This is a genomic window from Pseudomonas ceruminis (assembly GCF_021602025.1).
Classification (GTDB): Bacteria; Pseudomonadota; Gammaproteobacteria; order Pseudomonadales; family Pseudomonadaceae; genus Aquipseudomonas; species Aquipseudomonas ceruminis.
The window spans coordinates 1-24391 of the sequence record NZ_BQHW01000045.1; the positions used below are offsets into that span (position 1 = coordinate 1).

Genomic DNA, 24391 nt, shown 5'->3' on the forward strand with positions numbered 1-24391 from the left:
AATCTGATCAACCACCGCCAATTTAAAAGACAGTGAGTAATCTCGCTGTGTGCGCTTTACACCTTGCTCCATCTGACTCTCCGGAAATTCGGGATGGGAGGTGTAAACCTTATTCAGGACGGGACAGGTCGATCAAAAAAGGAATGACACACTCACTTTTTTTCGCTTGTGGGCAATGTGCATTCCCAGCTTTCATGTAAGCGTCCGAACCCAACCAGGAAGCTAGCGATGCCCGCCCACGATTTCGTCAGCCCAGACAGCATCCGCGCGCAGTTCTCTGCCGCCATGTCGCTCATGTACAAACAGGAAGTGCCGCTATACGGCACGCTGCTGGAGCTGGTGAGCGAAATCAACCAGCAGGTCATGGCCGAGCAGCCGCAAGTGGCCGAGGCCCTGCGCTGGACCGGCGAAATCGAACGCCTCGACCAGGAGCGCCATGGCGCCATCCGCGTGGGCACGGCCGAAGAACTGGCGACCATCGCCCGGCTGTTCGCCGTCATGGGCATGGCGCCGGTCGGCTACTACGACCTGAGCTCTGCCGGCGTGCCGGTGCACTCCACTGCGTTCCGCGCAGTGCACGAGCAATCGCTGCACGTCAGCCCGTTCCGCGTCTTCACTTCGCTGCTGCGCCTGGAACTGATCGACAACCCACAACTGCGTGAAATGGCCCAGGCCATCCTGGCCAAGCGCCAGATCTTCACCGCCCGCGCCCTCGAGCTGATTGCCCAGTGCGAGCGTGACGGCGGCCTGAACGCCGCCGATGCCGAAGCGTTCGTGCAGCAAGCCTTGCACACCTTCCGCTGGCACCAGGACGCTACCGTCACCGCTGAGCAGTACCAGCAGTTGCACGACCAGCATCGCCTGATCGCTGACGTGGTGGCCTTCAAGGGCCCGCACATCAACCACCTGACCCCGCGCACACTGGACATTGATGCGATTCAGCTCGGCATGCCTGCCAAGGGCATCCCGCCCAAGGCCGTGGTCGAAGGGCCGCCCACTCGGCGTCACCCGATTCTGCTGCGTCAGACCAGCTTCAAGGCCCTGCAGGAGCGGGTGGCCTTCCGCGACCAGCAAGGCAGCGAAGGCAGCCACACCGCGCGCTTTGGCGAGATCGAGCAACGGGGCGCCGCGCTTACGCCCAAAGGCCGGCAACTGTACGACAAGCTGCTCGATGCCACCCGCGCAGCCTTGGGTGGCGCGCCGGCCGAAGCCAATGCCGAGCGCTACAGGGCACTGCTGAAAGAGAACTTTGCCGCGTTTCCAGATGACCTTGCGCAGATGCGTGAGCAGGGCCTGGCGTACTTCCGCTACTTCGCTACCGAGAAGGGGCTGGCCGCACGGGAGCAGAAAGATCGCCCGACCACCCTGGAAGGTCTGATCGACGCTGGCCACGTGCATTTCGAGGCCTTGGTGTACGAAGACTTCCTGCCCGTGAGCGCGGCGGGGATCTTCCAGTCCAACCTGGGTGACAATGCCCAGACCGAATATGGCAGCAATGCCAATCGGGATGCTTTCGAAGCTGCGCTGGGGTTGCAGGTGCAGGACGAACTGGCGTTGTACGCACAGAGCGAGCGCCGCTCGTTGCAGGCGTGCGCCCAGGCGTTGAACCTGGGGTCGATGTAAGGCCCAGGCGGGCCGGGGGCGCGTGGCGCTCCCGGCCACACACGGCCTCCGATTGCATGGCGCAGTCAGGCCGGCAGAATCTGCACAGCCGGTAAATCCATGGCCGCCGCCTCTTCCTGCAAGAACACGCTCAAGCGCCGCAAGCGCTCACCACCCGGCCGGGTCCGCGGCCACACCAGGTAGTAATCCATCCCGCTAGGCACCGCCGTGGGCCAAGGCAGGCTCAAACGCCCGTGGGCCACATCCTCGGCAACCATCAGCAGGTCGCCCATGGATATGCCATAACCCCGGGCCGCAGCGATCATGCCCAGCTCAAGGGTATCGAACACCTGGCCGCCTTTGAGCGACACCTTGTCGGCCAGGCCCATGCGTTCAAGCCATTCTCGCCAGTCACGCTTGTCGGGGGTGGGGTGCAGCAGCTCGATGCCGGCCAGCCGACGCTCATCCCAAGGGCCTTGCTTGAGCAGGTCCGGCGCGCCCACCGGGATCAACAGTTCGGCAAACAACCGGCGCACCTCCCAGTCCGGCGGAAACACCCCGTCGCTGAGCAAGACGGCGCAATCGAAAGGCTCCTGGTTGAAGTCCACGTGATCGACGTCCATCCAGGCGCTGGTCAATTGCACTTCATTGCCCGGCTGCAAGTGCCTGAACTGGCTCAAGCGCGCCAACAGCCAGCGCATGGTCAGTGTCGAGGGTGCTTTCATGCGCAGGATGTCATCTTCGCCGCGCAATGTGTCGCACGCGCGCTCCAACGCGGCGAAGCCTTCACGCACGCCCGGCAGCAGCACCCGCGCGGCCTCCGTCAATTGCAGGCTGCGGCCGCTGCGCACGAACAGGCGGCAGGCAAAATGCTCCTCGAGCGTGCGGATGTGCCGGCTGACCGCGCTCTGGGTGATCGACAAGGCTTCACCGGCGCGGGTGAAAGAGCCCAGTCGCGCAGCGGCTTCGAATGCGCGCAACGCATACAATGGGGGTAGCTGGCGGGACATGACGCACCTGTGATTCGGGGGCAGGAGAGTGTGTCCAGAATCATACTGGCATGAGTTCGACTCATGCCAACCATCGCATTTATCCTTTTGTACAAAATTGACCAAAGCCTCAGAATCCTCCCTCGCTCACAGAGTCAGGCACAAGGATCACCTCCATGCACGTCGCGCCCACTACCGAACTCAAGGCTTTGCTGCGCCTGGCCGGGCCGCTGATCGCCTCGCAGTTGGCGCACATGCTGATGGTGCTTACCGACACCTTGATGATGGCCCGCATCAGCCCGCAGGCTTTGGCCGGCGGTGGCCTGGGCGCGGCCAGCTATTCGTTCGTGTCGATCTTCTGCCTGGGCGTGATTGCGGCAGTCGGCACCCTGGTGGCCATCCGCAAGGGCGCCAATGACATCGAAGGCGCCACCCGCCTGGCCCAGAACGGCCTGTGGCTGGCCTGGGGCTTGGCCCTGGTCGCAGCCCTGGTGCTGTGGAACCTCAAACCCGTACTGCTGTTGTTCGGCCAGCAGCCAGAGAACGTCGCCTCGGCGGCGGAGTTCCTTACCCTGCTGCCGCTGGCCCTGCCGGGCTACCTGACCTTCATGGCCTTGCGCGGTTTCACCAGCGCGCTGGGCCGTTCGACGCCGGTCATGGTCATCAGCCTGGTGGGCACGGTGCTCAATTACCTGTTCAACGTCGCCCTGCTTGAAGGCATGTTCGGCCTGCCCAAGCTTGGCCTGATGGGTATCGGCCTGGTCACCGCCGTGGTGTCGATGGGCATGGCCGTTGCCCTGGCGCTGTACATCCGCTGGCACCCGGCGTACGACGCCTACCCGCTGCGCAAGGGCCTGTCGCGCCCTTCCCTGCCGGCGTTGCGCGAGCTGTGGCGCCTGGGCTTGCCGATTGGCGGCACCTACATGGTGGAGGTGGGCCTGTTCGCCTTTGCCGCGCTGTGCATGGGCGTGCTGGGCAGCACCGAGCTTGCCGCCCACCAGATTGCCCTGCAGATCGTTTCCACTGCGTTCATGGTGCCGACCGGGTTGTCGTATGCCGTGACCATGCGCGTGGGGCTTTACTACGGCGCCGGCAATTTGCTGGCCGCTCGCAGCGCCGGCCGGGTGGGGATCAGCTTCGGGGCGATGATCATGTTCGCCTTTGCCGCGCTGTTCTGGCTACGCCCGGAAATGCTCGTGGGCCTGTTCATCGACGGCAACGACCCGGCCTTTGCCGCCATTTACCACCTGGCGGTGAGCTTGCTGATGGTTGCGGCCTGGTTCGAACTGTTCGATGGCGTGCAGACCATCGCCATGGGCTCGATCCGGGGGCTGAAGGATGCCAAGACCACCTTCCTGATTGGCCTGTGCTGCTACTGGCTGGTCGGGGCGCCGAGTGCCTGGCTGCTCACCTTCAACCTGGGTGGCGGCGCGGTCGGGGTGTGGTGGGGGCTGGCGCTGGGGCTGGCCTGTGCTTCGGTGGCGCTGACCATCGCCTTTGAGTGGCGGATGAAGCGGATGCTGGGGAAGGCGGGCATGACGGGGAAAGCCGCCGTGTCTGCATGACGGTCGCGACAGGAGGGCTAAGCCCTCCCACGCGGTGTTACACGCTCACCAGGAACGGTTTGGTGCTTTCCTGCAGATACACCATCAACTCCGCCACCGGCAGCGGCTTGCTGACCAGGAACCCCTGCACCTGGTCACAGCCAAAGCCACGTAGCAGCGCCAGTTGCGCAGGGCTCTCCACGCCCTCGGCCACCACCTCCAGGTTGAGGTTGTGCGCCAGGTTGATCATCGCGTGTACCAGCTTGCGATTCTCCTCGCGCATTTCCATCCCGGCGACGAAGCTGCGGTCCACCTTGAGCAGCGTGATGGGCAGGCTGTTCAAGTGCACGAACGACGAGAACCCGGTGCCAAAGTCGTCGAGCGAAAACCGCACACCCAGGCGCCCGAGGGCGTCCATGGTCTGGCGCACCCGTTCGTTACGGCGCATGACCGCGGTCTCGGTCAGCTCGAACTCCAGCCAGCGCGCATCGACACCGTGCTCGATGATCAAGCGGCTCAAGGTCGCCAGCAGCTGGCTGTCCTGGAACTGGCGAAAGCTCAGGTTCACCGCCATGTGCAGCGGCGTCAGGCCGCTCTCGCGCAGCGCCTGCATGTCGCGCAAGGCGCGGGAAATCACCCAATAGCCCAGTGGCACGATCAAGCCACTCTGTTCCGCCAGCGGCACGAATTCGCTCGGCGGCAGCAGGCCGCGCTCGGCATGGCGCCAGCGCACCAGCGCCTCCAGGCCGACGATGCGCCGGTCCGCCAGGTCAAGCCGCGGTTGATAATGCAGCTCCAGTTCGTCGCGGCGCAGGGCCCGGCGCAGTTCGCCCTCCAGGTCGGCAAGGCTGCGCGCGTTGCGGTTGATCCGCTCGTTGAACACATGGAAGGTGCAGCCCTGGACGCTCTTGGCCTGGCGCATGGCAATGTGCGCATGCCACATCAGCGGGTCGGCCCCACCTTGAGCGCGCGCGTGCGCCAGGCCGAGGCTGCAACCGATCAGCAGGCTTTCACCGTCGATCCAGTAAGGCTCGGCCAAGGCTTCGACGATACCTTCGGCTATCGCCTCGGCACGGCTGGGATCGCGGCGGGTATCGATCAGCAGGGCGAACTCATCGCTGCCCAGGCGGGCCAGCTGGTCGCCAGCCTCCAGCTGCTGTTTCAGACGCGACACCACCTGCAGGATCAGGCGGTCACCGCCCTGATGCCCCAGGGCGTCGTTGACATGACGAAAGTTGTCCAGGTCCAGGTGCCCAAGCGCCAGGCCGCGTCCTTCGTTTTCTGCCAGGCGTGCGGTCAGCAGGGCCTGGAAACCCTGACGGTTGGCGATACCGGTCAGCGGGTCCTGTTCGGCCAGGCGCTGCAGGGTGGCAACCAGCACGCCCCGCTCACGCACATGGCGCAGCGAGCGACGCAGTGCATCGGTGTTGAGCTGCCCCCGCACCAACCAGTCGCTGACCCCGGTAGGTGGCGCTTCTGGCTCATGCTCAAGCAGCACAATGGTCGGCAAATCGCAGCGCCCTGGCGCCGGCTGCAGGGCCGGGGTCGCCAATATCACAGCCTGGCGATCATGGCTGAACAGGCTGTCGACGGCTGACCAGTTTGGCGCGGTCAGCAGGACTGCCGTGCCCTCCAGCGGCAGCAGGCATTCGCGCAGCAAGGCGGCCCATTCCGGCTCATCGGCCAACAACAGCAACCGCAAAGGTTCGGCAGGCGTGGACAAGCGGGCTCCTTAAAGCTTGGACGGTGACGCGTGGGAAGCGAAGTATGCTACTGCATAAGTGAAAATGATTTTCACTTTTAGACATATCCTTGCCCACAGTGCGTCCCGACGCAATTTGACGTGCATCCTGCGCGAAAGTCGGTCAACCGGCAAATACGATTTTTTCCGGTAATAGCATTAGCCGGACTAATAATGGGCACAGACAAAACTCTGACTCAGACGTCAGACGGTCGCGCCACAACCGCCCCATGCCTGTTAGAATGCGCGGCTATTTTCTGGCGACCCCCGGTTTCTAGCATGTCCCGACTCAATCCCAGGCAACAGGAAGCCCGTGACTACGTCGGCGGCCCTCTTTTGGTGCTCGCCGGTGCAGGCTCCGGCAAGACCAGCGTGATCACACGCAAGATTGCCCACCTGATCCAGAACTGCGGCATCCGTGCCCAGTACATCGTCGCGATGACCTTCACCAACAAGGCCGCGCGCGAGATGAAGGAGCGGGTCGCCACCCTGCTGCGCCCGGGGGAAGGCCGTGGCCTGACGGTATGCACCTTTCACAACCTGGGCCTGAACATCATCCGCAAGGAGCATGACCGGCTGGGCTACAAGCCAGGCTTCTCGATCTTCGATGAGTCCGACATCAAGGCACTGCTGTCGGACATCATGCAGAAGGAATACTCCGGCGACGACGGCATCGACGAGATCAAGAACATGATCGGTGCCTGGAAGAACGACCTGATCCTTCCTGCCCAAGCCCTGGAAAAGGCGCGCAACCCGCGCGAGCAGACCGCCGCCATCGTCTACACCCACTACCAGCGCACGCTCAAGGCGTTCAACGCGGTGGACTTCGACGACCTGATCCTGCTGCCGGTCAAGCTGTTCCAGGAGCACCCCGATGTGCTCGAACGCTGGCAGAACCGCGTGCGCTACCTGCTGGTGGACGAATACCAGGACACCAACGCCAGCCAGTACCTGTTGGTGAAGATGCTGATCGGCATGCGCAACCAGTTCACCGTGGTCGGCGATGATGACCAGTCGATCTACGCCTGGCGTGGTGCCCGCCCAGAAAACCTGATGCTGCTCAAGGAGGACTATCCCTCCCTGAAAATCGTCATGCTCGAGCAGAACTACCGCTCCACCAGCCGCATCCTGCGCTGTGCCAACGTACTGATCGCCAACAACCCCCATGCGTTTGAAAAGCAGCTGTGGAGCGAAATGGGCGTGGGCGACGAAATCCGGGTGATTCGCTGCAAGAACGAGGAAGCCGAGGCCGAACGCGTGGCCATGGAAATCCTCACCCTGCACCTGCGCACCAACCGCCCGTACAGCGACTTTGCCATCCTCTACCGCGGCAACTACCAGGCCAAGCTGATCGAGCTGAAGCTGCAGCACCACCAGGTGCCGTATCGCCTGTCCGGCGGCAACAGCTTCTTTGGCCGCCAAGAGGTCAAGGACCTCATGGCCTACCTGCGCCTGCTGGTGAACCCGGACGACGACAACGCCTACCTGCGGGTGATCAACGTGCCGCGCCGCGAGATCGGCTCGACCACCCTGGAAAAGCTCGGCAACTACGCCACCGAGCGCGGTATCTCGATGTACGCCGCCAGCGAGGAGCTGGGCCTGGGCGAGCACCTGGATGCCCGCTATACCGAGCGCCTGCAGCGCTTCAAGCACTGGCTGGACGGGGTACGCCACAAGGTTGCCCTGGAAGACCCGATCGCCGCGCTGCACGAAATGATCCGCGACATCGATTACGAGAACTGGATCCGCCAGCAGACTGCCAGCGACAAGGCTGCGGAGTTTCGCATCAGCAACGTCTGGTTCCTGGTCGAAGCGCTGAAGAACACCCTCGAGAAGGACGAAGAGGGTGACATGACGATCGAGGACGCCATCGGCAAGCTGGTGCTGCGCGACATGCTCGAGCGCCAGCAGGAAGAGGAAGAGAACGCCGAAGGTGTGCAGATGATGACCCTGCACGCCTCCAAGGGCCTGGAGTTTCCCTACGTGTTCATCATGGGCATGGAGGAGGAAATCCTCCCTCACCGCTCGAGCATCGAGGCCGACACCATCGAAGAGGAACGCCGCCTGGCCTACGTGGGCATCACCCGCGCGCGCCAGACCCTGGCGTTCACCTTCGCTGCCAAGCGCAAGCAATACGGCGAAATCATCGACTGCACGCCCAGCCGGTTCCTCGACGAACTGCCGCCGGACGACCTGGCCTGGGAAGGCCTGGACGATGCGCCTGTGGAAGTAAAAGCCGCGCGTGGCAACAACGCATTGGCCGATATCCGGGCAATGCTCAAACGCTGATCAACCATTACTCTTTAACTTTGCCGCTTCTCGCGGCCACCTTTGCTACATCGAGGAAACAACAGTGGAAGCACTGCAGCAGAAGATTCGCGAAGAAGGCATCGTGCTTTCCGATCAGGTTCTCAAAGTCGATGCGTTTCTCAACCACCAGATCGACCCTGCGCTGATGCAGCTGATCGGTGACGAGTTCGCCCGTCTGTTCGCCGACGCCGGCGTGACCAAAATCGTCACCATCGAAGCGTCGGGCATTGCACCGGCGGTGATGACTGGCCTGAAGCTGGGCGTGCCGGTGATCTTCGCGCGCAAGCACCAGTCGCTGACCCTGACCGAGAACCTGCTGACCGCCTCGGTGTACTCCTTCACCAAGCAGACCGAGAACACCGTGGCCATCTCGCCACGCCACCTCAACAGCAGCGACCGCGTGCTGGTGATCGACGACTTCCTGGCCAACGGCAAGGCGTCGCAGGCGCTGATCTCGATCATCAAGCAGGCCGGTGCCACCGTTGCCGGCCTCGGTATCGTCATCGAAAAATCGTTCCAGGGCGGCCGTGCCGAGCTGGACAGCCAGGGCTACCGCGTTGAATCGCTGGCCCGCGTGAAATCGCTGGAAGGCGGTGTGGTCAGCTTCATCGAGTAAGCCTGGCTGGCCTCAAGCCGGCTTTTACAGGTACTGCACAACGCCCAAGCGCTGTGCACGCCTGAGAAGCTGGCTTGCAGGCGATCGGCTGCACCGCAGCCTCAGCCAGTCGCAGCCAAACCCGCCAACAACAGCCGCTGATACAACTCTTCCTTGAGCCCTTGGGGATGATCCAGGCCCATGCGCGCCAACTGCGCCGCATATCCCTCAGGCCCCGGTGCATCCAACGCCGCCTTGCCCAGCTGCAGCACCTCGCTCAACTTGAACTTGCTCTTCAGCCAGTTCAGCGCCCGCAGCAAGTCCCGCTCCTCGGCCGTGAAGTCAGTCCCTAGTGGATACTCCGGGAACAGCCGTGCATGCCGTGCGCGGATCGCCTCGAGCCGCTCAGGCGTGTTGTCGGTAAAACGCACATCCAGCTGGAAATCCTTGGCCAGCTTGCCCGCACCCTTGGCCTGCTCGATGAGCTCGCCCTGGAACCTTGAATCACTGATCGCCAGCAACCGCGCGATCACGTCAGCGTCAGTCTGGCCTCGCAGGTCGGCGATACCATACTCGGTCACCACGATATCGCGCAGGTGCCGTGGAATGGTGCAGTGGCCATAGGCCCAGAGCAGATTGGAGCTGACTTCACCCCCGGCTTCGCGCCAGCTGCGCAACAGCAGGATCGACCGCCCGCCCTCCAGCGCGTGCCCCTGGGCGACGAAGTTGTACTGCCCGCCCACGCCGCTGAGCACACGGCCATCTTCCAACTGGTCGGCCACCCCTGCGCCAAGCAGGGTCATGGTGAACACTGTGTTGATGAAGCGTGCATCACGGCGCTGGCGGCGCTTGAGTTCTTCCTGGCCATACAGCTCGTTGATGAAGCTGATGCGCGTCATGGCGAAAAGCGCCCGCTGTTGCAGCGGCATTTCCCGCAAGCGCTGGTAGAACGCTCGCGGGCCCAGAAAGAACCCCCCATGTACAAGCACACCCTGCTCGTCCGCCGGGCGCCTTACCACCCCCGCTTCGGCCAGCGCCAGCAAGCCGTTGACGAACATTTCGCTGCAGCCGTAAAGGCCTTGGGCGAAGGTATCCAGGCCGCCTTCTCGTGCGATCAATGCCTGCCACGGGCCGACGTCCAGCTCATCCATCAATGCCCGGTAGCCAGCGTTGTCGCCCTGGCGCGCCAGCAGCGCAGCCGCAACGGCATCGCCCATTGCACCGATGCCAATCTGCAAGGTGCCGCCATCGCGCACCAGGGTACTGGCGTGCAAGCCGATGCAGTGGTCCTGGGTAGTGACCGGCATGTTCGGGGTGGAAAACAACCGGCGTTGCTCCGCCTGGTCGATCAGCAGGTCGAAGGCTTCGATGCCCAGCTCGGAATCGCCCGGCATGTAGGGCAACTCGGCATGCACCTGGCCGAGCATGAGGATGGTTTCGCCGGCCGCGCGACGCTTGGCAATCATCGGCAGCAGGTCGAGGGTGATATCGGGGTTGCAGGCCAGGCTCAAGTGCACGGGCCTTTCCGGCGTGGCAGCCACCAGCTGGGCGACCAGGTTCAGTCCCTTGGCGTTGATATCGCGGGCGGCATGGCTGTAGTTGCTGCTGACATAGTCCTGCTGCGCGGCCTCGCTGTGCAGCAGGCTGCCGGGCTGCATGAAGAACTGTTCGACACGAATGTTGGGCGGCAGCGTGTCATTGCGCAGGTCAGCGATGAACGTGAGGTCTTCGTAATCGGCAAATACACGCTCGACGAAGGGCTCCAGAAAACGCCGCTGCAGGCCGTCGCCCAAGGGTGGCCGGCCAAGGCACAGCGCGGTGTAGATCGTCAGGCGCCGCTCAGGCAGGTCGCGTACACGGGCATACAGGGCATTGACGAAAGCATTGGGTTTGCCAAGCCCCAAGGGCAAGCCCATATGAATGTGGGCTGGCAGACGCGCCAGCACCTGATCGACGGCCTGGTCGATGGAACAGAGGTGCATCGTGGCCTCCTGAGTCTTCCGTAGGTTCAGGGGTTGGACATGAACCTGGGTTGATTTGTTGCCTGCACCGCGACAGGGCCGGTAAAGACGCCGCAAATACAAAGCCCGCCATGGAAGGCGGGCCCTGGGTAATTCAGCGACGGCTCAAAGGCCGGACATCTTCTGGATCGCTGCCTTGAGGTCATCATCCGAGCAATCCGCGCAAGTGCCTTTCGGCGGCATGGCGTTGATGCCGGTAATGGCCTTGGCCAAGATGCCGTCAAGGCCGCCCTGGTGATCGGCGCGTTCTTTCCAGGCCGCCGTGTCGCCGATCTTCGGCGCCCCCAGCAGGCCGGAGCCATGGCAGGCGTTGCAGTGCTTGGCAATCACTTCATCCGGCGTCTTGGCGCCACCACCGCCTGCTGCGGTGGCCACTTCCATGCCCTTGCATTCCTGGCCCTGCACGCACACCTGGCCGACGGGCTCCAGGCGCTTGGCAATATCATCATTGGTCGCAGCGGTTACGTTCATTGCCCAAAGGGCGAATATGGCTGCTGGTACGGCCAGCATCTTCTTGATTTGGTTCACGCGAACACCCTCATGGTGGCTAATCACGCCCGCGGCCACGGTAATGCGAGCGTTGAAAAGTATAGCGGGAACCTACAAGCCGTGAAACGACCCTACTCGGGAAAGGGGTATTGCCGAATCAATGCACTGCGCTGGATCAAAAGTTTGAAGGCGTGGCCGCGCTGATCAGCCGCGCAGGCTGGTCGAACGGGTTGCGAAAGCGGTGCGGGCGGGTGCTCTCGAAGTAGTAGCTGTCACCCTCTTCGAGGATGAAGGTTTCACTGCCCACCACCAGTTCAAGGCGGCCTTCGAGCAGAATGCCGGTTTCTTCCCCGTCGTGGGTTAGCATTTCTTCGCCGGTATCGGCACCCGGCGGGTACACCTCGTTCAGGAAGGCAATCGCCCGGTTGGGGTGCGACTTGCCCACCAGCTTCATGGTCACTGCGCCGTCCGAAATGTCGATCAGCTCGTGGGCCTTGTAGACGATCTGCGCGGGGCTTTCGGCTTCAAGCTCGACCGAAAAGAACTCGACCATGGACATGGGAATACCGCTCAACACCTTGCGCAGCGAGCTGATCGACGGGCTCACGCTGTTCTTCTCGATCATCGAGATGGTGCTGTTGGTCACACCCGCACGCTTGGCGAGTTCACGCTGGGACAGGCCCTTGAGCTTGCGAATGGCTTGCAGTCGTTCGCCGACGTCCAAAGCTGGAGCCTCCTGAAACGGTGAAGTGGCGGGTGAATGTGAACGATATCATGGCAATGCCGTTCAGTATTTACAACACACCGCCGCTCCAGCTGTCCGCTTCGGCGTCTTATTCGCCGTAATAGTCCAGCGGTACCCGCTTCAGGTTGCAGAAGATCTGGTAGGGAATGGTCCCGGCCTGCAGGGCCACTTCACTGGCCAGCACCTGCTTGCCCCACAACTCGACCGGGCTGCCGACGGTTGCCTCAGGAACGTCGGTAAGGTCGATGCACAGCATGTCCATGGAGACCCGGCCAATCAGCTGGCTGCGCTTGCCGGCGACCACCACCGGCGTGCCGGTAGGTGCCTGGCGTGGGTAGCCGTCGGCATAGCCCATGGCGACCACGCCCACACGGGTCGGCCGTGGGCTGACGAACTTGGCGCCGTAGCCTACCGGCGCCCCCGCGGGCAGCTCCCGCACGCTGATGACCCGCGACTGCAGGGTCATGACCGGTTGCAAACGTGCAGCCTGAGCCTGCTCCACTTCGAAGGGCGTCGCGCCATACAGCATGATGCCTGGGCGCACCCAGTCGCTCGGCGCCTGCGGCCAGGCGAGCACGCCGGGCGAGTTGCGCAGGCTGCATTCGGCAGCCAGCCCTTGGCGGGCGGCGTCGAACTCGGCGATCTGCTGGGCAGTGGCGTCGGCGTCCAGTTCGTCAGCACGGGCGAAGTGGCTCATCAGCACGATACGCACAACCTTGCCGCTGGCCAGCAGGCGCTGGTAGGCGTCGCGGTAATCCTTGGGGTGCAAGCCCACACGGTGCATGCCGCTGTCGAGCTTCAGCCAGACGGTGAGCGGCTTGTGCACCTGCGTTTTCTCGATCGCTTCGAGCTGCCACAGCGAATGCACCACGCACCACAGGTCGTGCTCGGCGATCAGTGCCAGTTCGCTGGCTTCGAAAAAGCCCTCCAGCAGCAGGACCGGTGCCTTGATGCCCGCAGCCCGCAGCTCCAGGGCCTCCTCGATGCAGGCCACGGCAAAGCCGTCGGCTTCCGGCTCCAGGGCCAAGGCGCAACGCACGGCACCATGGCCGTAGGCATCGGCCTTGATCACGGCGAGGGCCTTGGCGCCGGTCAGTTCACGGGCAAGGCGGTAGTTGTGGCGCAAGGCCTGGAGGTCGATCAGGGCGCGGGCGGGACGCATGGCGGCAGCCTTATGGTGGTTCAGGTTGAAAACGGTGTTGCCTGGTTGCCGGCGGCAAGGCCGGTAAAGCGAGCCAATTACTGATGCACGGGCGCCGTCTGGCCTTGCTTGGCAACTTCCTGGGCGTTGCCATAACGGGAAATGTCCAGGCCTTCGGCACTGATCTGCGGCTTCTTGCGCGCAATCAGGTCAGCCAGCAGGCGGCCGGAACCGCAGGCCATGGTCCAACCCAGCGTACCGTGGCCGGTGTTGAGGAACAGGTTGCGGAACGCGGTGGCACCCACGATCGGCGTGCCGTCCGGGGTGGCCGGGCGCAGGCCGGTCCAGAAGCTGGCTTGGCTCAGGTCGCCGCCGCGAGGATAAAGGTCGTTGACGATCATCTCCAGCGTTTCGCGCCGACGCGGGTTCAGCGACAGGTCAAAACCGGCAATTTCGGCCATGCCGCCCACACGGATGCGGTTATCGAAGCGGGTAATGGCGACCTTGTAGGTTTCGTCGAGAATGGTCGAGGTCGGAGCCATGTCGGCGTTGGTGATCGGCACGGTCAGCGAATAACCCTTGAGCGGATACACCGGCGCCTTGATGCCCAGCGGCTTGAGCAACTGCGGCGAATAGCTGCCCAGGGCAAGCACGTACCGGTCAGCGGTTTCCAGCTTGCCGTCGATCCACACACCGTTGACACGGTCACCGGCGAAGTCCAGGCGCTGGATGTCCTGGCCGAAGCGGAATTCGACGCCCAGCTTGACCGCCATTTCAGCGAGCTTGGTGGTGAACAGCTGGCAGTCGCCCGTCTGGTCGTTGGGCAGGCGCAGGGCGCCAGCGAGAATGTCCTTGACCCCAGCCAGGGCCGGCTCGACCCGGGCAATGCCATCGCGATCAAGCAGTTCATAAGGCACGCCGGACTGCTCGAGCACGGCGATATCCTTGGCGGCGGCATCCACCTGGGCCTGGGTACGGAACAACTGGGTAGTGCCCAAGGTGCGGCTTTCGTAGGCGATGCCGGTTTCGGCGCGCAGCTCATCGAGGCAGTCGCGGCTGTATTCGGACAGGCGCACCATGCGCTCTTTGTTCACTGCATAGCGGCTGGCGGTGCAGTTACGCAGCATCTGTGCCATCCACAGGTACTGATCGACATCGCCGGTGAGCTTGATGGCCAGGGGGGCGTGGCGTTCGAGCAGCCACTTGATAGCCTTCAGCGGCACGCCTGGGGCAGCCCAGGGCGAGGCATAACCGGGCGAGATCTGGCCTGCGTTGGCGAAGCTGGTCTCCATGGCCACCGCCGGCTGGCGATCGACCACAGTCACTTCAAAACCTTGCCGGGCCAGATAATAGGCACTGGCGGTTCCGATTACACCGCTACCAAGTACCAGCACTCGCATTGTTCATCCCTCGCACGCGGCGCACCGCATTTTTGTTGATATGTCATGGATGCGCGCAGTATAAAAATTACAAGCCAGTGCAATTCACTATATAAAAGCCTATATTTGGCGAGAATTCTCGGCAAAATCGCCTTTCACGGAGGGGCATCCCCTATGAGAACCCAGCACCAGAGCAAGCGTGAACTGGACAAGATCGACCGCAACATTCTGCGGATCCTGCAGAATGACGGGCGTATTTCCTTCACCGAACTGGGCGAGAAAGTTGGGCTTTCCACCACGCCTTGCACCGAGCGCGTTCGCCGCCTGGAACGCGAGGGCATCATCATGGGCTACAACGCCCGGCTCAACCCGCAGCACCTGAAAGGCAGCCTGCTGGTGTTCGTGGAAATCAGCCTGGATTACAAGTCGGGCGACACCTTCGAGGAATTCCGCCGCGCGGTATTGAAGCTGCCACACGTACTGGAATGCCACCTGGTTTCAGGCGACTTCGACTACTTGGTAAAGGCACGTATTTCGGAGATGGCCTCCTACCGCAAGCTCCTTGGCGACATCCTGCTGAAGCTGCCGCACGTGCGCGAATCGAAGAGCTACATCGTGATGGAAGAGGTAAAGGAAAGCCTTTGCCTGCCGATCCCGGACTGAGGCTAAACCAGCACCTGGCGCGTGGTGGCAATGAACTGATGCACCAGTTGCTCGGCAGCAGGCTCGATCATCGGCTCAGGGCCACGGCCACGCGGGCAGGCCATGCGTGGGGTGGTGCCGAACAGCCGGCAGATCATCGGGCGCTCGTCGTAGACCGTGCAGCCATCGGGGCCAAGGTGCACGCAATCCAGGCGCTCCAGAGCGGCGTCCTGTTCGGCCTGGGTCTTGCGCGGCAGGCGGGCCATTTCTTCCGCCGAAGTGGTGACCGGGCCGCAGCAGTCGTGGCAGCCGGGCTCGCATTCGAATGAAGGGATGAGTTCGCGCAGAAACTGGATTTTGTGGCGGTTGCAGGACATGGCGGGAAACACGTTGAAGACTGAGGGTGGATTATAGAGCCAATCGCCGGCAAGGCGGCGATGAGGCCAGTTGCCCCACCCTGAAACCGCAGCTTATTCTCCCCCTTCTGTTTGAATAGCCAGGACCTGCCCAATGATCCACAGCGCGCAGCACGCCGCCTCCTACTACGCCGCCAGCAGCGCGCCACACCCCGACCACCCCTTCCTGCAAGGCGAACACAGCGCCGACGTGTGCATCGTCGGCGGCGGCTACTCAGGGCTTAACACCGCCATCGAGCTGGCCGAACGCGGTCTGTCGGTAATCCTGCTGGAGGCACGCAAGCTGGGCTGGGGCGCCAGCGGACGCAATGGTGGCCAACTCATCCGCGGCGTTGGCCATGGCCTGGAGCAGTTCCTCCCGGTGATCGGCGAGCAAGGCGTGCGCAGCATGAAGTTGATGGGCTTGGAAGCCGTGGAAATAGTCCGCGAGCGGGTCGAGCGCCATGCCATTGCCTGCGACCTGACCTGGGGTTACTGCGACCTGGCCAACAAGCCCGGCGAGCTGCAAGGCTTTGCCGAAGAGGCCGAGCAACTGCGTAGCCTGGGCTACCGTCACGACCTGCGACTGGTGCACAAGGACGACCTCCACAGCGTGGTCGGCTCCGACCGCTATGCCGGTGGCTTGATCGACATGGGCTCGGGGCACCTGCACCCGCTCAACCTCGCCCTCGGCGAAGCGGCCGTGGCCAGCCGCCTCGGTGTGCAACTGTATGAGCAGTCCGAAGTCAGCCGCATCGCGTATGGCCCAGAGGTGAAGGTACACACCGCACAAGGCTGCGTGCGGGCCAAGACCTTGGTGCTGTGCTGCAATGCCTATCACAACGACCTCAACCGCGAGCTGGGCGGCAAGGTGCTGCCCGCCGGCAGCTACATCATCGCCACCGAACCGCTCGGTGCAGAGCGCGCACGTCAGCTGTTGCCGCAGAACATGGCGGTGTGCGACCAGCGCGTTGCCCTGGACTACTATCGCCTATCCGCCGACCACCGCCTGCTGTTCGGCGGCGCCTGCCATTATTCGGGCCGCGACCCACAGGACATCGCCGCCTACATGCGGCCAAAGATGCTCAAGGTATTCCCGCACCTGGCCGATGTGCGCATCGATTACCAATGGGGCGGCATGATTGGCATCGGCGCCAACCGCCTGCCACAGATCGGCCGCCTGGCCAGCCAGCCGAACGTCTATTACGCCCAGGCCTACTCAGGCCACGGCCTCAACGCCACCCACCTGGCCGCGCGCCTGCTGGGCGAGGCGATCAGCGGCCAGCAGAGCGGGCGCTTCGACCTGTTCGCCAAGGTGCCGCACATGACATTCCCCGGCGGCAAGCACCTGCGCTCGCCCCTGCTTGCGCTGGGGATGCTCTGGCACCGTCTCAAGGAATTGGTCTAGGTTACCCGTCACACCCTCCAGAAAGGCTTGCGCCCCTCCTCGCGAGCCTGCTCCCAGCTCAACCCAATATCGCGCAACTGGTCATCGTCCAGTTGCAACAGCGCCCGGCGGGTATGCCAGCGATGCAGCATCAGGCCCCAACGGCCTAGGCCTGCCGGCGCATTGAAGACCTTGGCCTGCTGCCCTGCTTCCAGTTCTTTGGCCATCAGTTGCAAGCGCACATCGCTCATACCACCCATCGCTGCGTTCTCCCGTTCAGTTGATACCGTGGAGAAAGGATGCGCGCTGGCGACCCCGACAATACAGAACCACTGCAGCGTTATTATTCCCATACAGAATTGGCAGCCGACCAGCTGAATGCTGTATTTTCGGTACAACTGTACTGGTCGAACACGCATTGCTGCCCAGGAGTATGCCGTGACGCTCTACCTGAACCTCGCCGAATTGCTGGGCGCCCGTATCGAGCAGGGCCTCTACCGCCCAGGCCAGCGGCTGCCATCGGTACGCGCCCTGAGCGTGGAGCATGGCGTCAGCCTGAGCACCGTGCAGCAGGCCTACCGCATGCTGGAAGACAGCGGCATGGTGTCCCCACGCCCCAAGTCCGGCTACTTCGTAAGCGACCATCGCCACCCCGCCGCCCTGCCCGCCGTCAGCCGCCCAGCCCAGCGCCCGGTGGATATCTCGCAATGGGAGCAGGTGCTGGACCTGGTACGCAGCACCCCGCGCAAGGACGTGATTCAGCTCGGCCGCGGCATGCCCGACATCGACAGCCCTAGCCTCAAGCCCCTGCTGCGCAGCCTCGCCCAGCTCAGCCGGCGGCAGGACATGCCGGGGTTGTACTACGACAACATCCACGGCAACCTCACCCTGCGCGAGCAGATCGCCCGCTTGATGCTGGACTCCGGCTGCCGCCTTGGCCCAGCCGACCTGGTGGTGACCACGGGCTGCCACGAGGCGCTGTCGTGCAGCATCCGCGCAGTATGCGAGCCTGGGGATATCGTTGCGGTCGACTCGCCAAGCTTTCATGGCGCCATGCAAACCCTCAAAGGGCTGGGCATGAAGGCGCTGGAGATCCCCACCGACCCGGTCACCGGTATCAGCCTGCAAGCCCTGGAGCTGGCGCTCGAACAGTGGCCCATCAAGCTCATACAGATCACCCCGAGCTGTAACAACCCGCTCGGCTACATCATGCCCGAAGCACGCAAGAAGGCCCTGCTGAGCCTGGCCCAACGCTACGACGTGGCAATTCTCGAGGACGATGTGTATGGCGACCTGGCCTACACCTACCCGCGCCCGCGCACGCTCAAGTCATTCGATGACGACGGCCGCGTGCTGCTGTGCAGTTCGTTCTCCAAGACCCTTGCCCCCGGCCTGCGCATCGGCTGGGTAGCGCCTGGGCGCTACCTGGAGCGGGTGCTGCACATGAAGTACATCAGCACCGGCAGCACCGCCACCCAGCCCCAGTTGGCCATCGCCGACTTCATCGCCGCCGGGCATTACCAACCGCACCTGCGCCGGATGCGCAGCCAGTACCAGCGTGGCCGCGACCTGATGAGCGACTGGGTGAGCCGTTACTTTCCGCCAGGGACCCGTGTCAGCCGCCCACAGGGCGGTTTCATGTTGTGGGTGGAACTGCCTGAACATTTCGATACGCTGCGGCTCAATCGCGCTTTACTGGAGCAAGGTGTGCAAATTGCCGTAGGCAGCATCTTTTCGGCATCGGGCAAGTTCCGCCACTGCCTGCGCATGAACTTTGCTTCAAAGCCCACGCCGCAGATCGAGGCTGCCGTACGCAAGGTCGGTGAAACCGCCCTTTGTCTACTGGATGAAGATTTGGTCTGCGCGTAACTTTGCGCCGCCCACCAGAGTCCAACCCTCAAGCCTTTGCTGCACAGGATGATGCACCCTTGAAACTCCAGCGAGCTCTGCCTCTGTTGCTGGCGCTGCTGCTCGGCCTCAACGGTTGTGCCAGCGTCGATGCACCGCGCGAGGTTAGCCAGGCGTTGCCGGCCAGCGAGTCGGCCTTCGGCCGTTCGGTGATGCGCCAGGCCGCCCCCTATGAAGGGCGCTCGGGCTTCCGCCTGCTGCCCAACAGCAATGAAGCCTTCCGTGCCCGTGCCGAGCTGATCCGCAACGCCCAGGCAAGCATCGACCTGCAGTACTACATCGTCCACGACGGCTTGAGCACCCGCGCCCTGGTCCATGAGCTGCTACGCGCCGCCGACCGCGGCGTGCGCGTGCGCATCCTGCTCGACGACACCACCAGCGATGGCCTGGACGCCATCATAGGCACCCTCGATGCCCACCCAAACATCCAGATCCGGGTGTTCAACCCGCTGCACCTGGGCCGCAGTACCGGCGTCACACGGGCCATGGGCCGGCTGTTCAATCTGTCGCGCCAGCACCGGCGCATGCACAACAAGTTGTTCCTGGTCGACAACAGCATGGCCATCGTCGGCGGACGCAATCTGGGCGATGAGTATTTCGATGCCGAACCCAACCTCAACTTCACCGACATCGACCTGCTCGGCGTCGGCCCGGTGGCCGAGCAGTTGGGGCACAGCTTCGACCAGTACTGGAACAGCGCCCTGAGCCGGCCCATTGGTGACTTCATGTGGCGCATGCCGGACGCTGCCGACCTGCGCGCTAGCCGCCATCGCCTGGAGGTGTCGCTGGCCGAGGCACGGGTCAAACGCAAGGCACTGTACGACCGCCTGATGGCCTATCAGTCCCAGCCGCACCTGGATGTCTGGCGCAACGAATTGATCTGGGCCCACAGCCAGGCCCTGTGGGATGCGCCAAGCAAAGTACTGGCCGCCGATGTGCCCGACCCGCAACTGCTGATGAGCCAGCAACTGGCACCGGACCTGGCCAGCGTGCACCAGGAGCTGATCCTGGTTTCGGCCTATTTCGTGCCTGGCGAGCCTGGGCTGCTGTACCTGACCGGCCGCGCCGACGCCGGCGCTTCGGTCAAGCTGCTGACCAACTCGCTGGAAGCCACCGACGTACCGGCCGTGCATGGCGGGTATGCACCGTATCGCCGGGCATTGCTCGAACACGGTGTGCAACTGTACGAGCTGCGCCGCCAGCCAGGCGACCCCAGCGCAGGGCGCCTGAGCTTCCATGGCAGCTCTGATTCGAGCCTGCACAGCAAGGCGATCGTGTTCGACCGGCACAAGACCTTCATCGGCTCGTTCAACTTCGACCCGCGGTCGGTGCTGTGGAACACCGAGGTAGGGGTGCTGGTGGACAGCCCGGAACTGGCCGAATACACCCGCGAACTGGCCGTGCAGGGCATGGCACCGCCGTTGAGCTATCAGGTGAAGCTGGTCAATGACAAGCTGGTCTGGGTGACTGAAGACAACGGCCAACAGCATGTGTTGGCATCGGAGCCCGGTGGGCTGTGGCGACGGTTCAATGCCTGGATCAGCAAGGCCGTCGGGCTGGAGAAGATGTTGTAGCTCCGGTTGCCCAGGGCTGCAGCGCAGCCCCAGGCAGTGATCACGCGGCGGCAGGCTCGAACGCACCGCGCCGACGCGTCAACACCACCAGCCCCGCGGCCCCCACCGCCATCAACAACGGCAGTGCGTGCCCACTGATCCATTGGCTGCCCGCCCCGGCCAGCAGCGGCCCAAGCAGGCAGCCAATGCCCCACAGTTGCGCCACGTGGGCATTGGCGCGTACCAGCGCATCATCCCGGTAACGCTCGCCGATCAGCACCAGCGACAAGGTGAACAACCCCCCGGCGCTGGCCCCGAACAGTACCCACAGTGGCCAGATTGCCGGCGTATTCAACAGCAGTGGAATCGCCAGGCTGGAACACATCAACGTCACAGCGCACCCGGTGAACAAGGTGCGCCGCGACATGTGGTCGGCCAGCGCCCCGATCGGCAGTTGTAGCACTGCGTCTCCCACCACCACGGTACTGACCATGAACAACGCGACTTCGGTGGTGAAGCCTTGTTGCAGGCAATACACCGGCAGCAGCGTAAGGATCATCGCCTCGAAAGACGCGAACAAGGCGATCGCCCAAGCAATCACCGGCAGGCGTCGACAGAATGCGAACAGGTCACGGAAGGTGACGCTGCAGGCCTCGGTGCTGGGCGCACCACCCCGCCCCAGTAACAGCAAGGGAGCCAGCAGCAGCAAGCCCGTCGCGGCCCAGAAACCGAAGTCATCGTCGGAGCCCAGCACGCCCAGCACCAAAGGCCCGGCCAACTGGCTCAAGGCATAACTGCTGCCATACAACGCCACCAACCGGCCACGCCATTGTTCGACCACCAGTTGGTTGATCCAGCTTTCGCCCAGGATGAACACGACGGTCAGCGACATGCCAATCAGCAGTCGCAAGGCCAGCCACAGGGGATAGCTGGGCAGCAGTGCCACCAGCCCGATCGACAACGCCCCGCCCCACAGGCACAAGCGCATCGCCGCCGGCACGCCTACCCATCCGGCCAGGCGGCTGGCCAGGCTGGCACCGAGCAGCACGCCAAGCGCTGGCATCGCTGCCATTACGCCGATGGCGAAGCCACCGTAGCCCCAGCCTTCCAGGCGCAGGGATACCAGCGGCATGCTCACGCCGAGCGCGAGCCCGACGCTCAGCACCGACGCCAATACGGCAAAGTAGGTTCCCCAGCGCATTGCAGCCTCCCAGGCAGAATTCTTGAACAGCAGAGACGACACAGCCGGGGCGGCTAGAACCGACCCGGCTGTTGATGGAGCTGCGGTGCAGCCCGCTGGATTAAAGCTTGATCCAGGTGGCCTTCAGCTCGGTGTACTTCTCCAGCGCGTGCAGCGACTTGTCGCGGCCGTTGCCCGACTGCTTGAAGCCACCGAACGGCGCAGTCATGTCGCCGCCGTCATACTGGTTGACCCAGACGCTGCCAGCACGCACGGCGCGGGCGGTCTTGTGGGCCTTGGAGATGTCCGCGGTCCAGATGCCGGCCGCCAGGCCATACGGGGTGTCGTTGGCGATGGCGATGGCTTCTTCGGCGGTGTCGAAGGCGATCACCGACAGCACTGGGCCGAAGATTTCTTCCTGAGCGATCTTCATGGCGTTGGTCACACCGTCGAAGATGGTCGGTTCAACGTACGTGCCACCTGTCTCTTCCAGGGTGCGCTTACCACCCGCCAGCAGCGTGGCGCCGTCCTTGTGGCCGGCGTCGATGTACGACAGCACGGTGTTCATCTGCTGGGTATCGACCAGCGCGCCGACGGTGGTTTGCGGGTCCAGCGGGTTGCCGGGTTTCCAGCCTTTGAGGGCCTCGACCACCATGGGCAGGAACTTGTCCTTGATCGAACGCTCGACCAGCAGGCGCGAACCTGCGGTGCAGACTTCGCCCTGGTTGAAGGCAATGGCGCTGGCCGCCGCTTCGGCAGCAGCCTTCAGGTCCGGTGCGTCGGCGAAGACGATGTTCGGGCTCTTGCCGCCAGCTTCCAGCCAGATGCGCTTCATGTTCGACTCGCCAGCGTAGACCATCAGCTGCTTGGCGATCTTGGTCGAGCCGGTGAACACCAGGGTGTCCACATCCATGTGCAGGGCCAGTGCCTTGCCCACGGTGTGGCCATAGCCTGGCAGCACGTTCAGCACGCCAGCCGGGATGCCGGCCTCGATGGCCAGCTGGGCGATGCGGATGGCGGTCAGTGGCGATTTCTCGGAAGGCTTGAGTACCACCGAGTTACCGGTAGCCAGCGCCGGGCCGAGCTTCCAGCAGGCCATCAGCAGCGGGAAGTTCCACGGTACGATGGCACCCACCACGCCGACCGCTTCCCGGGTAACCAGGCCCAGTTGGTCGTGTGGGGTCGGGGCGACTTCGTCGTAGACTTTGTCGATGGCTTCAGCGGTCCAGTGGATGGCATTGGCCGCGCCTGGGATATCGATGCTGGAGGAGTCGCCGATCGGCTTGCCCATGTCCAGGGTTTCCAGCAGCGCCAGCTCTTCGACGTGCTTGCGCAGCAGGTCGGCGAAGCGGATCAGCTTGGCCTTGCGCTTGGCCGGAGCCAATTGCGACCAAACACCGGCGTTGAAGGTGGCGCGGGCGTTTTCCACAGCGCGGTTGGCATCGGCCAGGTCGCAGCTGGCGACCTTGGCCAGGAAGCGTCCGTCGACCGGGCTCAGGCAGTCGAAGGTCTCACCGGATGCGGCGTCGGTGTATTCGCCGTTGATGAAGGCACGCCCTTCGATCTTCAGTTGCTGGGCACGTTGTTCCCAGTCCGCACGAGTCAGGGTGGTCATACGAAACTCCTCCTCTTGTTTAGGTGCAACGCCGCACTGAGGACTCACAGGCGTTGTCAGAATTCTGGCCGGGCGACGAGCGCACACTGGCAAGCGATACCCTAAACCAGCCAGTGTAAACTATCAATATATTTGACACGAAAGGCCGAAAAGCCTACTCACGTTCATTTTATTAAACAATAACAGGAGCCGTACCATGAGCATCACCCGCATCATCGACTTCGCCCAGGTACTCACCGAGGCTGAACGCTACCGCCCCGCCGCGGAAAAAATCCTCAAGGGCGAGCCGGATCAGGCCGTCTACAACCACTACTCCAGCCCTTGCGGCCAGTTCGCCGCAGGCGTGTGGGAAGGCGAGGTGGGGCAGTGGACAGTGAACTACACCGAGCATGAGTATTGCGAGATCGTCCAAGGCGTTTCGGTGCTGCGGGACCAGGACGGCGGCGCCAAGACGCTGCGTGCCGGCGATCGCTTCGTCATCCCGGCAGGTTTCCGGGGCACTTGGGAAGTGTTGGAGCCGTGCCGCAAGATCTACGTGATGTTCGAGCAGAAGTAAGCAGCGAGTCGCTTTTCTGCCGGCATAAAAAAACCCGCGTCCTTACGGATGCGGGTTTTTTCAGGTCGCCGATCAATTACTTGATCTTGGCTTCCTTGTACACCACGTGCTTGCGAACAACCGGATCGTACTTCTTGATCTCGATTTTGTCCGGGGTGGTGCGCTTGTTCTTGTCGGTGGTGTAGAAGTGGCCAGTGCCAGCACTCGAAACCAGACGGATCAATTCACGCATGACGTTCTCCTTAGAACTTTTCGCCGCGAGCACGCAGCTCGGCCAGCACTACGTCGATACCACGCTTGTCAATGACGCGCATGCCTTTGGCAGAAACGCGCAGACGCACGAAACGGTTCTCGGACTCAACCCAGAAACGGTGGTGCTGCAGGTTCGGCAGGAAACGACGACGGGTTTTGTTGTTTGCGTGGGAAATGTTGTTCCCGGTTACTGGACCCTTACCAGTAACTTGACAGACTCTCGACATGACTCAGCCCTCTAAAACCACATGCCCAACCCGGCATGGGTTGGCCGCTTAATCTCTCAGTCTTTGGCGCCAGGCGCCGTGATTCTGGAGGTCTTATCGACCGGATCCGCTGATGCGACA

At 63.2% G+C, this 24391-nt stretch carries 22 protein-coding genes; 9 read left to right on the forward strand and 13 right to left on the reverse strand.

Annotated features, from left to right (window positions below; translation table 11 throughout):
* Window positions 1-228: 228 nt before the first annotated feature.
* Window positions 229-1623 carry a 2-oxoadipate dioxygenase/decarboxylase HglS gene (hglS, locus tag L6D80_RS28605; protein ID WP_176516635.1) on the forward strand — a complete coding sequence of 465 codons (1395 nt, stop codon included), beginning with the start codon at window positions 229-231 and terminating at the stop codon, window positions 1621-1623.
* A gap of 65 nt (window positions 1624-1688) precedes the next feature.
* Here the strand turns inward: hglS and L6D80_RS28610 are convergent, their stop codons facing one another.
* A complete protein-coding gene (locus tag L6D80_RS28610; protein WP_054901334.1) occupies window positions 1689-2612 on the reverse strand; it encodes a LysR substrate-binding domain-containing protein in 924 nt (307 codons plus the stop codon).
* Window positions 2613-2767: 155 nt separating this feature from the next.
* Between L6D80_RS28610 and L6D80_RS28615 the strand changes: the two genes are divergently transcribed.
* The gene (locus L6D80_RS28615; RefSeq protein ID WP_054901333.1) at window positions 2768-4156 is read left to right on the forward strand and encodes a NorM family multidrug efflux MATE transporter; all 1389 of its coding nucleotides are present in this window, start codon (window positions 2768-2770) and stop codon (window positions 4154-4156) included.
* Between the two features lie 37 nt (window positions 4157-4193).
* Here L6D80_RS28615 and L6D80_RS28620 read toward each other — a convergent pair whose 3' ends face one another.
* Window positions 4194-5858 carry a putative bifunctional diguanylate cyclase/phosphodiesterase gene (locus tag L6D80_RS28620; protein ID WP_176516637.1) on the reverse strand — a complete coding sequence of 555 codons (1665 nt, stop codon included), beginning with the start codon at window positions 5856-5858 and terminating at the stop codon, window positions 4194-4196.
* A 297-nt stretch (window positions 5859-6155) separates the two neighbouring features.
* Here L6D80_RS28620 and rep point away from each other — a divergent pair, with 297 nt between their 5' ends.
* On the forward strand, window positions 6156-8165 hold the full coding sequence (gene rep / locus L6D80_RS28625) for a DNA helicase Rep (RefSeq protein WP_176516639.1): 2010 nt from the start codon (window positions 6156-6158) through the stop codon (window positions 8163-8165).
* Window positions 8166-8229: 64 nt separating this feature from the next.
* On the forward strand, window positions 8230-8802 hold the full coding sequence (locus L6D80_RS28630) for a xanthine phosphoribosyltransferase (RefSeq protein WP_019472726.1): 573 nt from the start codon (window positions 8230-8232) through the stop codon (window positions 8800-8802).
* A gap of 101 nt (window positions 8803-8903) precedes the next feature.
* Here L6D80_RS28630 and L6D80_RS28635 read toward each other — a convergent pair whose 3' ends face one another.
* The 5 genes from L6D80_RS28635 to dadA all read right to left on the reverse strand — a co-directional run bounded on the left by L6D80_RS28635 (window position 8904) and on the right by dadA (window position 14577).
* The gene (locus tag L6D80_RS28635) at window positions 8904-10763 is read right to left on the reverse strand and encodes an acetyl-CoA hydrolase/transferase family protein (protein WP_176516641.1); all 1860 of its coding nucleotides are present in this window, start codon (window positions 10761-10763) and stop codon (window positions 8904-8906) included.
* 144 nt (window positions 10764-10907) lie between these two features.
* The gene (locus tag L6D80_RS28640; RefSeq protein ID WP_176516650.1) at window positions 10908-11312 is read right to left on the reverse strand and encodes a c-type cytochrome; all 405 of its coding nucleotides are present in this window, start codon (window positions 11310-11312) and stop codon (window positions 10908-10910) included.
* A gap of 154 nt (window positions 11313-11466) precedes the next feature.
* Window positions 11467-12015 (reverse strand): cupin domain-containing protein, encoded by a 549-nt coding sequence (locus L6D80_RS28645; RefSeq protein ID WP_176516643.1) that lies wholly within the window; start codon window positions 12013-12015, stop codon window positions 11467-11469.
* 109 nt (window positions 12016-12124) lie between these two features.
* Complete coding sequence (gene alr / locus L6D80_RS28650; protein ID WP_176516645.1) at window positions 12125-13198, reverse strand: alanine racemase; 1074 nt, start codon at window positions 13196-13198, stop codon at window positions 12125-12127.
* 77 nt (window positions 13199-13275) lie between these two features.
* A complete protein-coding gene (dadA, locus tag L6D80_RS28655) occupies window positions 13276-14577 on the reverse strand; it encodes a D-amino acid dehydrogenase (protein WP_054901327.1) in 1302 nt (433 codons plus the stop codon).
* 153 nt (window positions 14578-14730) lie between these two features.
* On the opposite strand from dadA, the gene dadR reads away from it, so the two are divergent.
* On the forward strand, window positions 14731-15219 hold the full coding sequence (gene dadR, locus L6D80_RS28660; protein WP_003258963.1) for a transcriptional regulator DadR: 489 nt from the start codon (window positions 14731-14733) through the stop codon (window positions 15217-15219).
* 2 nt (window positions 15220-15221) lie between these two features.
* Here dadR and L6D80_RS28665 read toward each other — a convergent pair whose 3' ends face one another.
* A complete protein-coding gene (locus L6D80_RS28665) occupies window positions 15222-15575 on the reverse strand; it encodes a YkgJ family cysteine cluster protein (RefSeq protein WP_054901326.1) in 354 nt (117 codons plus the stop codon).
* Between the two features lie 133 nt (window positions 15576-15708).
* Here L6D80_RS28665 and L6D80_RS28670 point away from each other — a divergent pair, with 133 nt between their 5' ends.
* The gene (locus L6D80_RS28670; protein ID WP_054901325.1) at window positions 15709-17001 is read left to right on the forward strand and encodes an NAD(P)/FAD-dependent oxidoreductase; all 1293 of its coding nucleotides are present in this window, start codon (window positions 15709-15711) and stop codon (window positions 16999-17001) included.
* Between the two features lie 8 nt (window positions 17002-17009).
* Here L6D80_RS28670 and L6D80_RS28675 read toward each other — a convergent pair whose 3' ends face one another.
* Complete coding sequence (locus L6D80_RS28675) at window positions 17010-17240, reverse strand: DUF1127 domain-containing protein (protein WP_054901324.1); 231 nt, start codon at window positions 17238-17240, stop codon at window positions 17010-17012.
* A 178-nt stretch (window positions 17241-17418) separates the two neighbouring features.
* Here L6D80_RS28675 and L6D80_RS28680 point away from each other — a divergent pair, with 178 nt between their 5' ends.
* Window positions 17419-18849 (forward strand): aminotransferase-like domain-containing protein, encoded by a 1431-nt coding sequence (locus tag L6D80_RS28680; RefSeq protein WP_176516647.1) that lies wholly within the window; start codon window positions 17419-17421, stop codon window positions 18847-18849.
* A gap of 59 nt (window positions 18850-18908) precedes the next feature.
* A complete protein-coding gene (locus L6D80_RS28685) occupies window positions 18909-20462 on the forward strand; it encodes a phospholipase D family protein (protein WP_176516648.1) in 1554 nt (517 codons plus the stop codon).
* Window positions 20463-20502: 40 nt separating this feature from the next.
* Here L6D80_RS28685 and L6D80_RS28690 read toward each other — a convergent pair whose 3' ends face one another.
* Window positions 20503-21642: an MFS transporter gene (locus L6D80_RS28690; RefSeq protein ID WP_182387729.1), complete on the reverse strand. Its 1140-nt coding sequence runs from the start codon at window positions 21640-21642 to the stop codon at window positions 20503-20505.
* 100 nt (window positions 21643-21742) lie between these two features.
* A complete protein-coding gene (locus L6D80_RS28695) occupies window positions 21743-23236 on the reverse strand; it encodes an aldehyde dehydrogenase (RefSeq protein ID WP_176516987.1) in 1494 nt (497 codons plus the stop codon).
* A gap of 196 nt (window positions 23237-23432) precedes the next feature.
* Here L6D80_RS28695 and L6D80_RS28700 point away from each other — a divergent pair, with 196 nt between their 5' ends.
* Entirely contained in the window at window positions 23433-23792 is a 360-nt protein-coding gene (locus L6D80_RS28700; protein ID WP_054901319.1) for a cupin domain-containing protein, read from the forward strand.
* 76 nt (window positions 23793-23868) lie between these two features.
* On the opposite strand, the gene rpmG is transcribed toward L6D80_RS28700, so the two are convergent.
* Both rpmG and rpmB read right to left on the reverse strand, forming a co-directional pair.
* Window positions 23869-24024 carry a 50S ribosomal protein L33 gene (rpmG, locus tag L6D80_RS28705; RefSeq protein WP_003253507.1) on the reverse strand — a complete coding sequence of 52 codons (156 nt, stop codon included), beginning with the start codon at window positions 24022-24024 and terminating at the stop codon, window positions 23869-23871.
* A 10-nt stretch (window positions 24025-24034) separates the two neighbouring features.
* Window positions 24035-24271 carry a 50S ribosomal protein L28 gene (gene rpmB, locus L6D80_RS28710; RefSeq protein WP_012312138.1) on the reverse strand — a complete coding sequence of 79 codons (237 nt, stop codon included), beginning with the start codon at window positions 24269-24271 and terminating at the stop codon, window positions 24035-24037.
* Window positions 24272-24391: the final 120 nt, after the last annotated feature.

Excerpts from the sequence above, each read along its gene's own strand:
- dadA (WP_054901327.1), bottom strand. The coding sequence starts at position 14,577 with ATGCGAGTGCTGGTACTTGGTAGCGGTGTAATCGGAACCGCCAGTGCC.
- dadR (WP_003258963.1), top strand. The coding sequence starts at position 14,731 with ATGAGAACCCAGCACCAGAGCAAGCGTGAACTGGACAAGATCGACCGC.
- hglS (WP_176516635.1), top strand. The coding sequence starts at position 229 with ATGCCCGCCCACGATTTCGTCAGCCCAGACAGCATCCGCGCGCAGTTC.
- rpmB (WP_012312138.1), bottom strand. The coding sequence starts at position 24,271 with ATGTCGAGAGTCTGTCAAGTTACTGGTAAGGGTCCAGTAACCGGGAAC.
- L6D80_RS28670 (WP_054901325.1), top strand. The coding sequence starts at position 15,709 with ATGATCCACAGCGCGCAGCACGCCGCCTCCTACTACGCCGCCAGCAGC.
- rpmG (WP_003253507.1), bottom strand. The coding sequence starts at position 24,024 with ATGCGTGAATTGATCCGTCTGGTTTCGAGTGCTGGCACTGGCCACTTC.
- L6D80_RS28635 (WP_176516641.1), bottom strand. The coding sequence starts at position 10,763 with ATGCACCTCTGTTCCATCGACCAGGCCGTCGATCAGGTGCTGGCGCGT.
- L6D80_RS28700 (WP_054901319.1), top strand. The coding sequence starts at position 23,433 with ATGAGCATCACCCGCATCATCGACTTCGCCCAGGTACTCACCGAGGCT.
- L6D80_RS28695 (WP_176516987.1), bottom strand. The coding sequence starts at position 23,236 with ATGACCACCCTGACTCGTGCGGACTGGGAACAACGTGCCCAGCAACTG.
- L6D80_RS28640 (WP_176516650.1), bottom strand. The coding sequence starts at position 11,312 with ATGCTGGCCGTACCAGCAGCCATATTCGCCCTTTGGGCAATGAACGTA.
- L6D80_RS28690 (WP_182387729.1), bottom strand. The coding sequence starts at position 21,642 with ATGCGCTGGGGAACCTACTTTGCCGTATTGGCGTCGGTGCTGAGCGTC.
- L6D80_RS28615 (WP_054901333.1), top strand. The coding sequence starts at position 2,768 with ATGCACGTCGCGCCCACTACCGAACTCAAGGCTTTGCTGCGCCTGGCC.
- L6D80_RS28675 (WP_054901324.1), bottom strand. The coding sequence starts at position 17,240 with ATGGGTGGTATGAGCGATGTGCGCTTGCAACTGATGGCCAAAGAACTG.
- alr (WP_176516645.1), bottom strand. The coding sequence starts at position 13,198 with ATGCGTCCCGCCCGCGCCCTGATCGACCTCCAGGCCTTGCGCCACAAC.
- rep (WP_176516639.1), top strand. The coding sequence starts at position 6,156 with ATGTCCCGACTCAATCCCAGGCAACAGGAAGCCCGTGACTACGTCGGC.
- L6D80_RS28610 (WP_054901334.1), bottom strand. The coding sequence starts at position 2,612 with ATGTCCCGCCAGCTACCCCCATTGTATGCGTTGCGCGCATTCGAAGCC.
- L6D80_RS28665 (WP_054901326.1), bottom strand. The coding sequence starts at position 15,575 with ATGTCCTGCAACCGCCACAAAATCCAGTTTCTGCGCGAACTCATCCCT.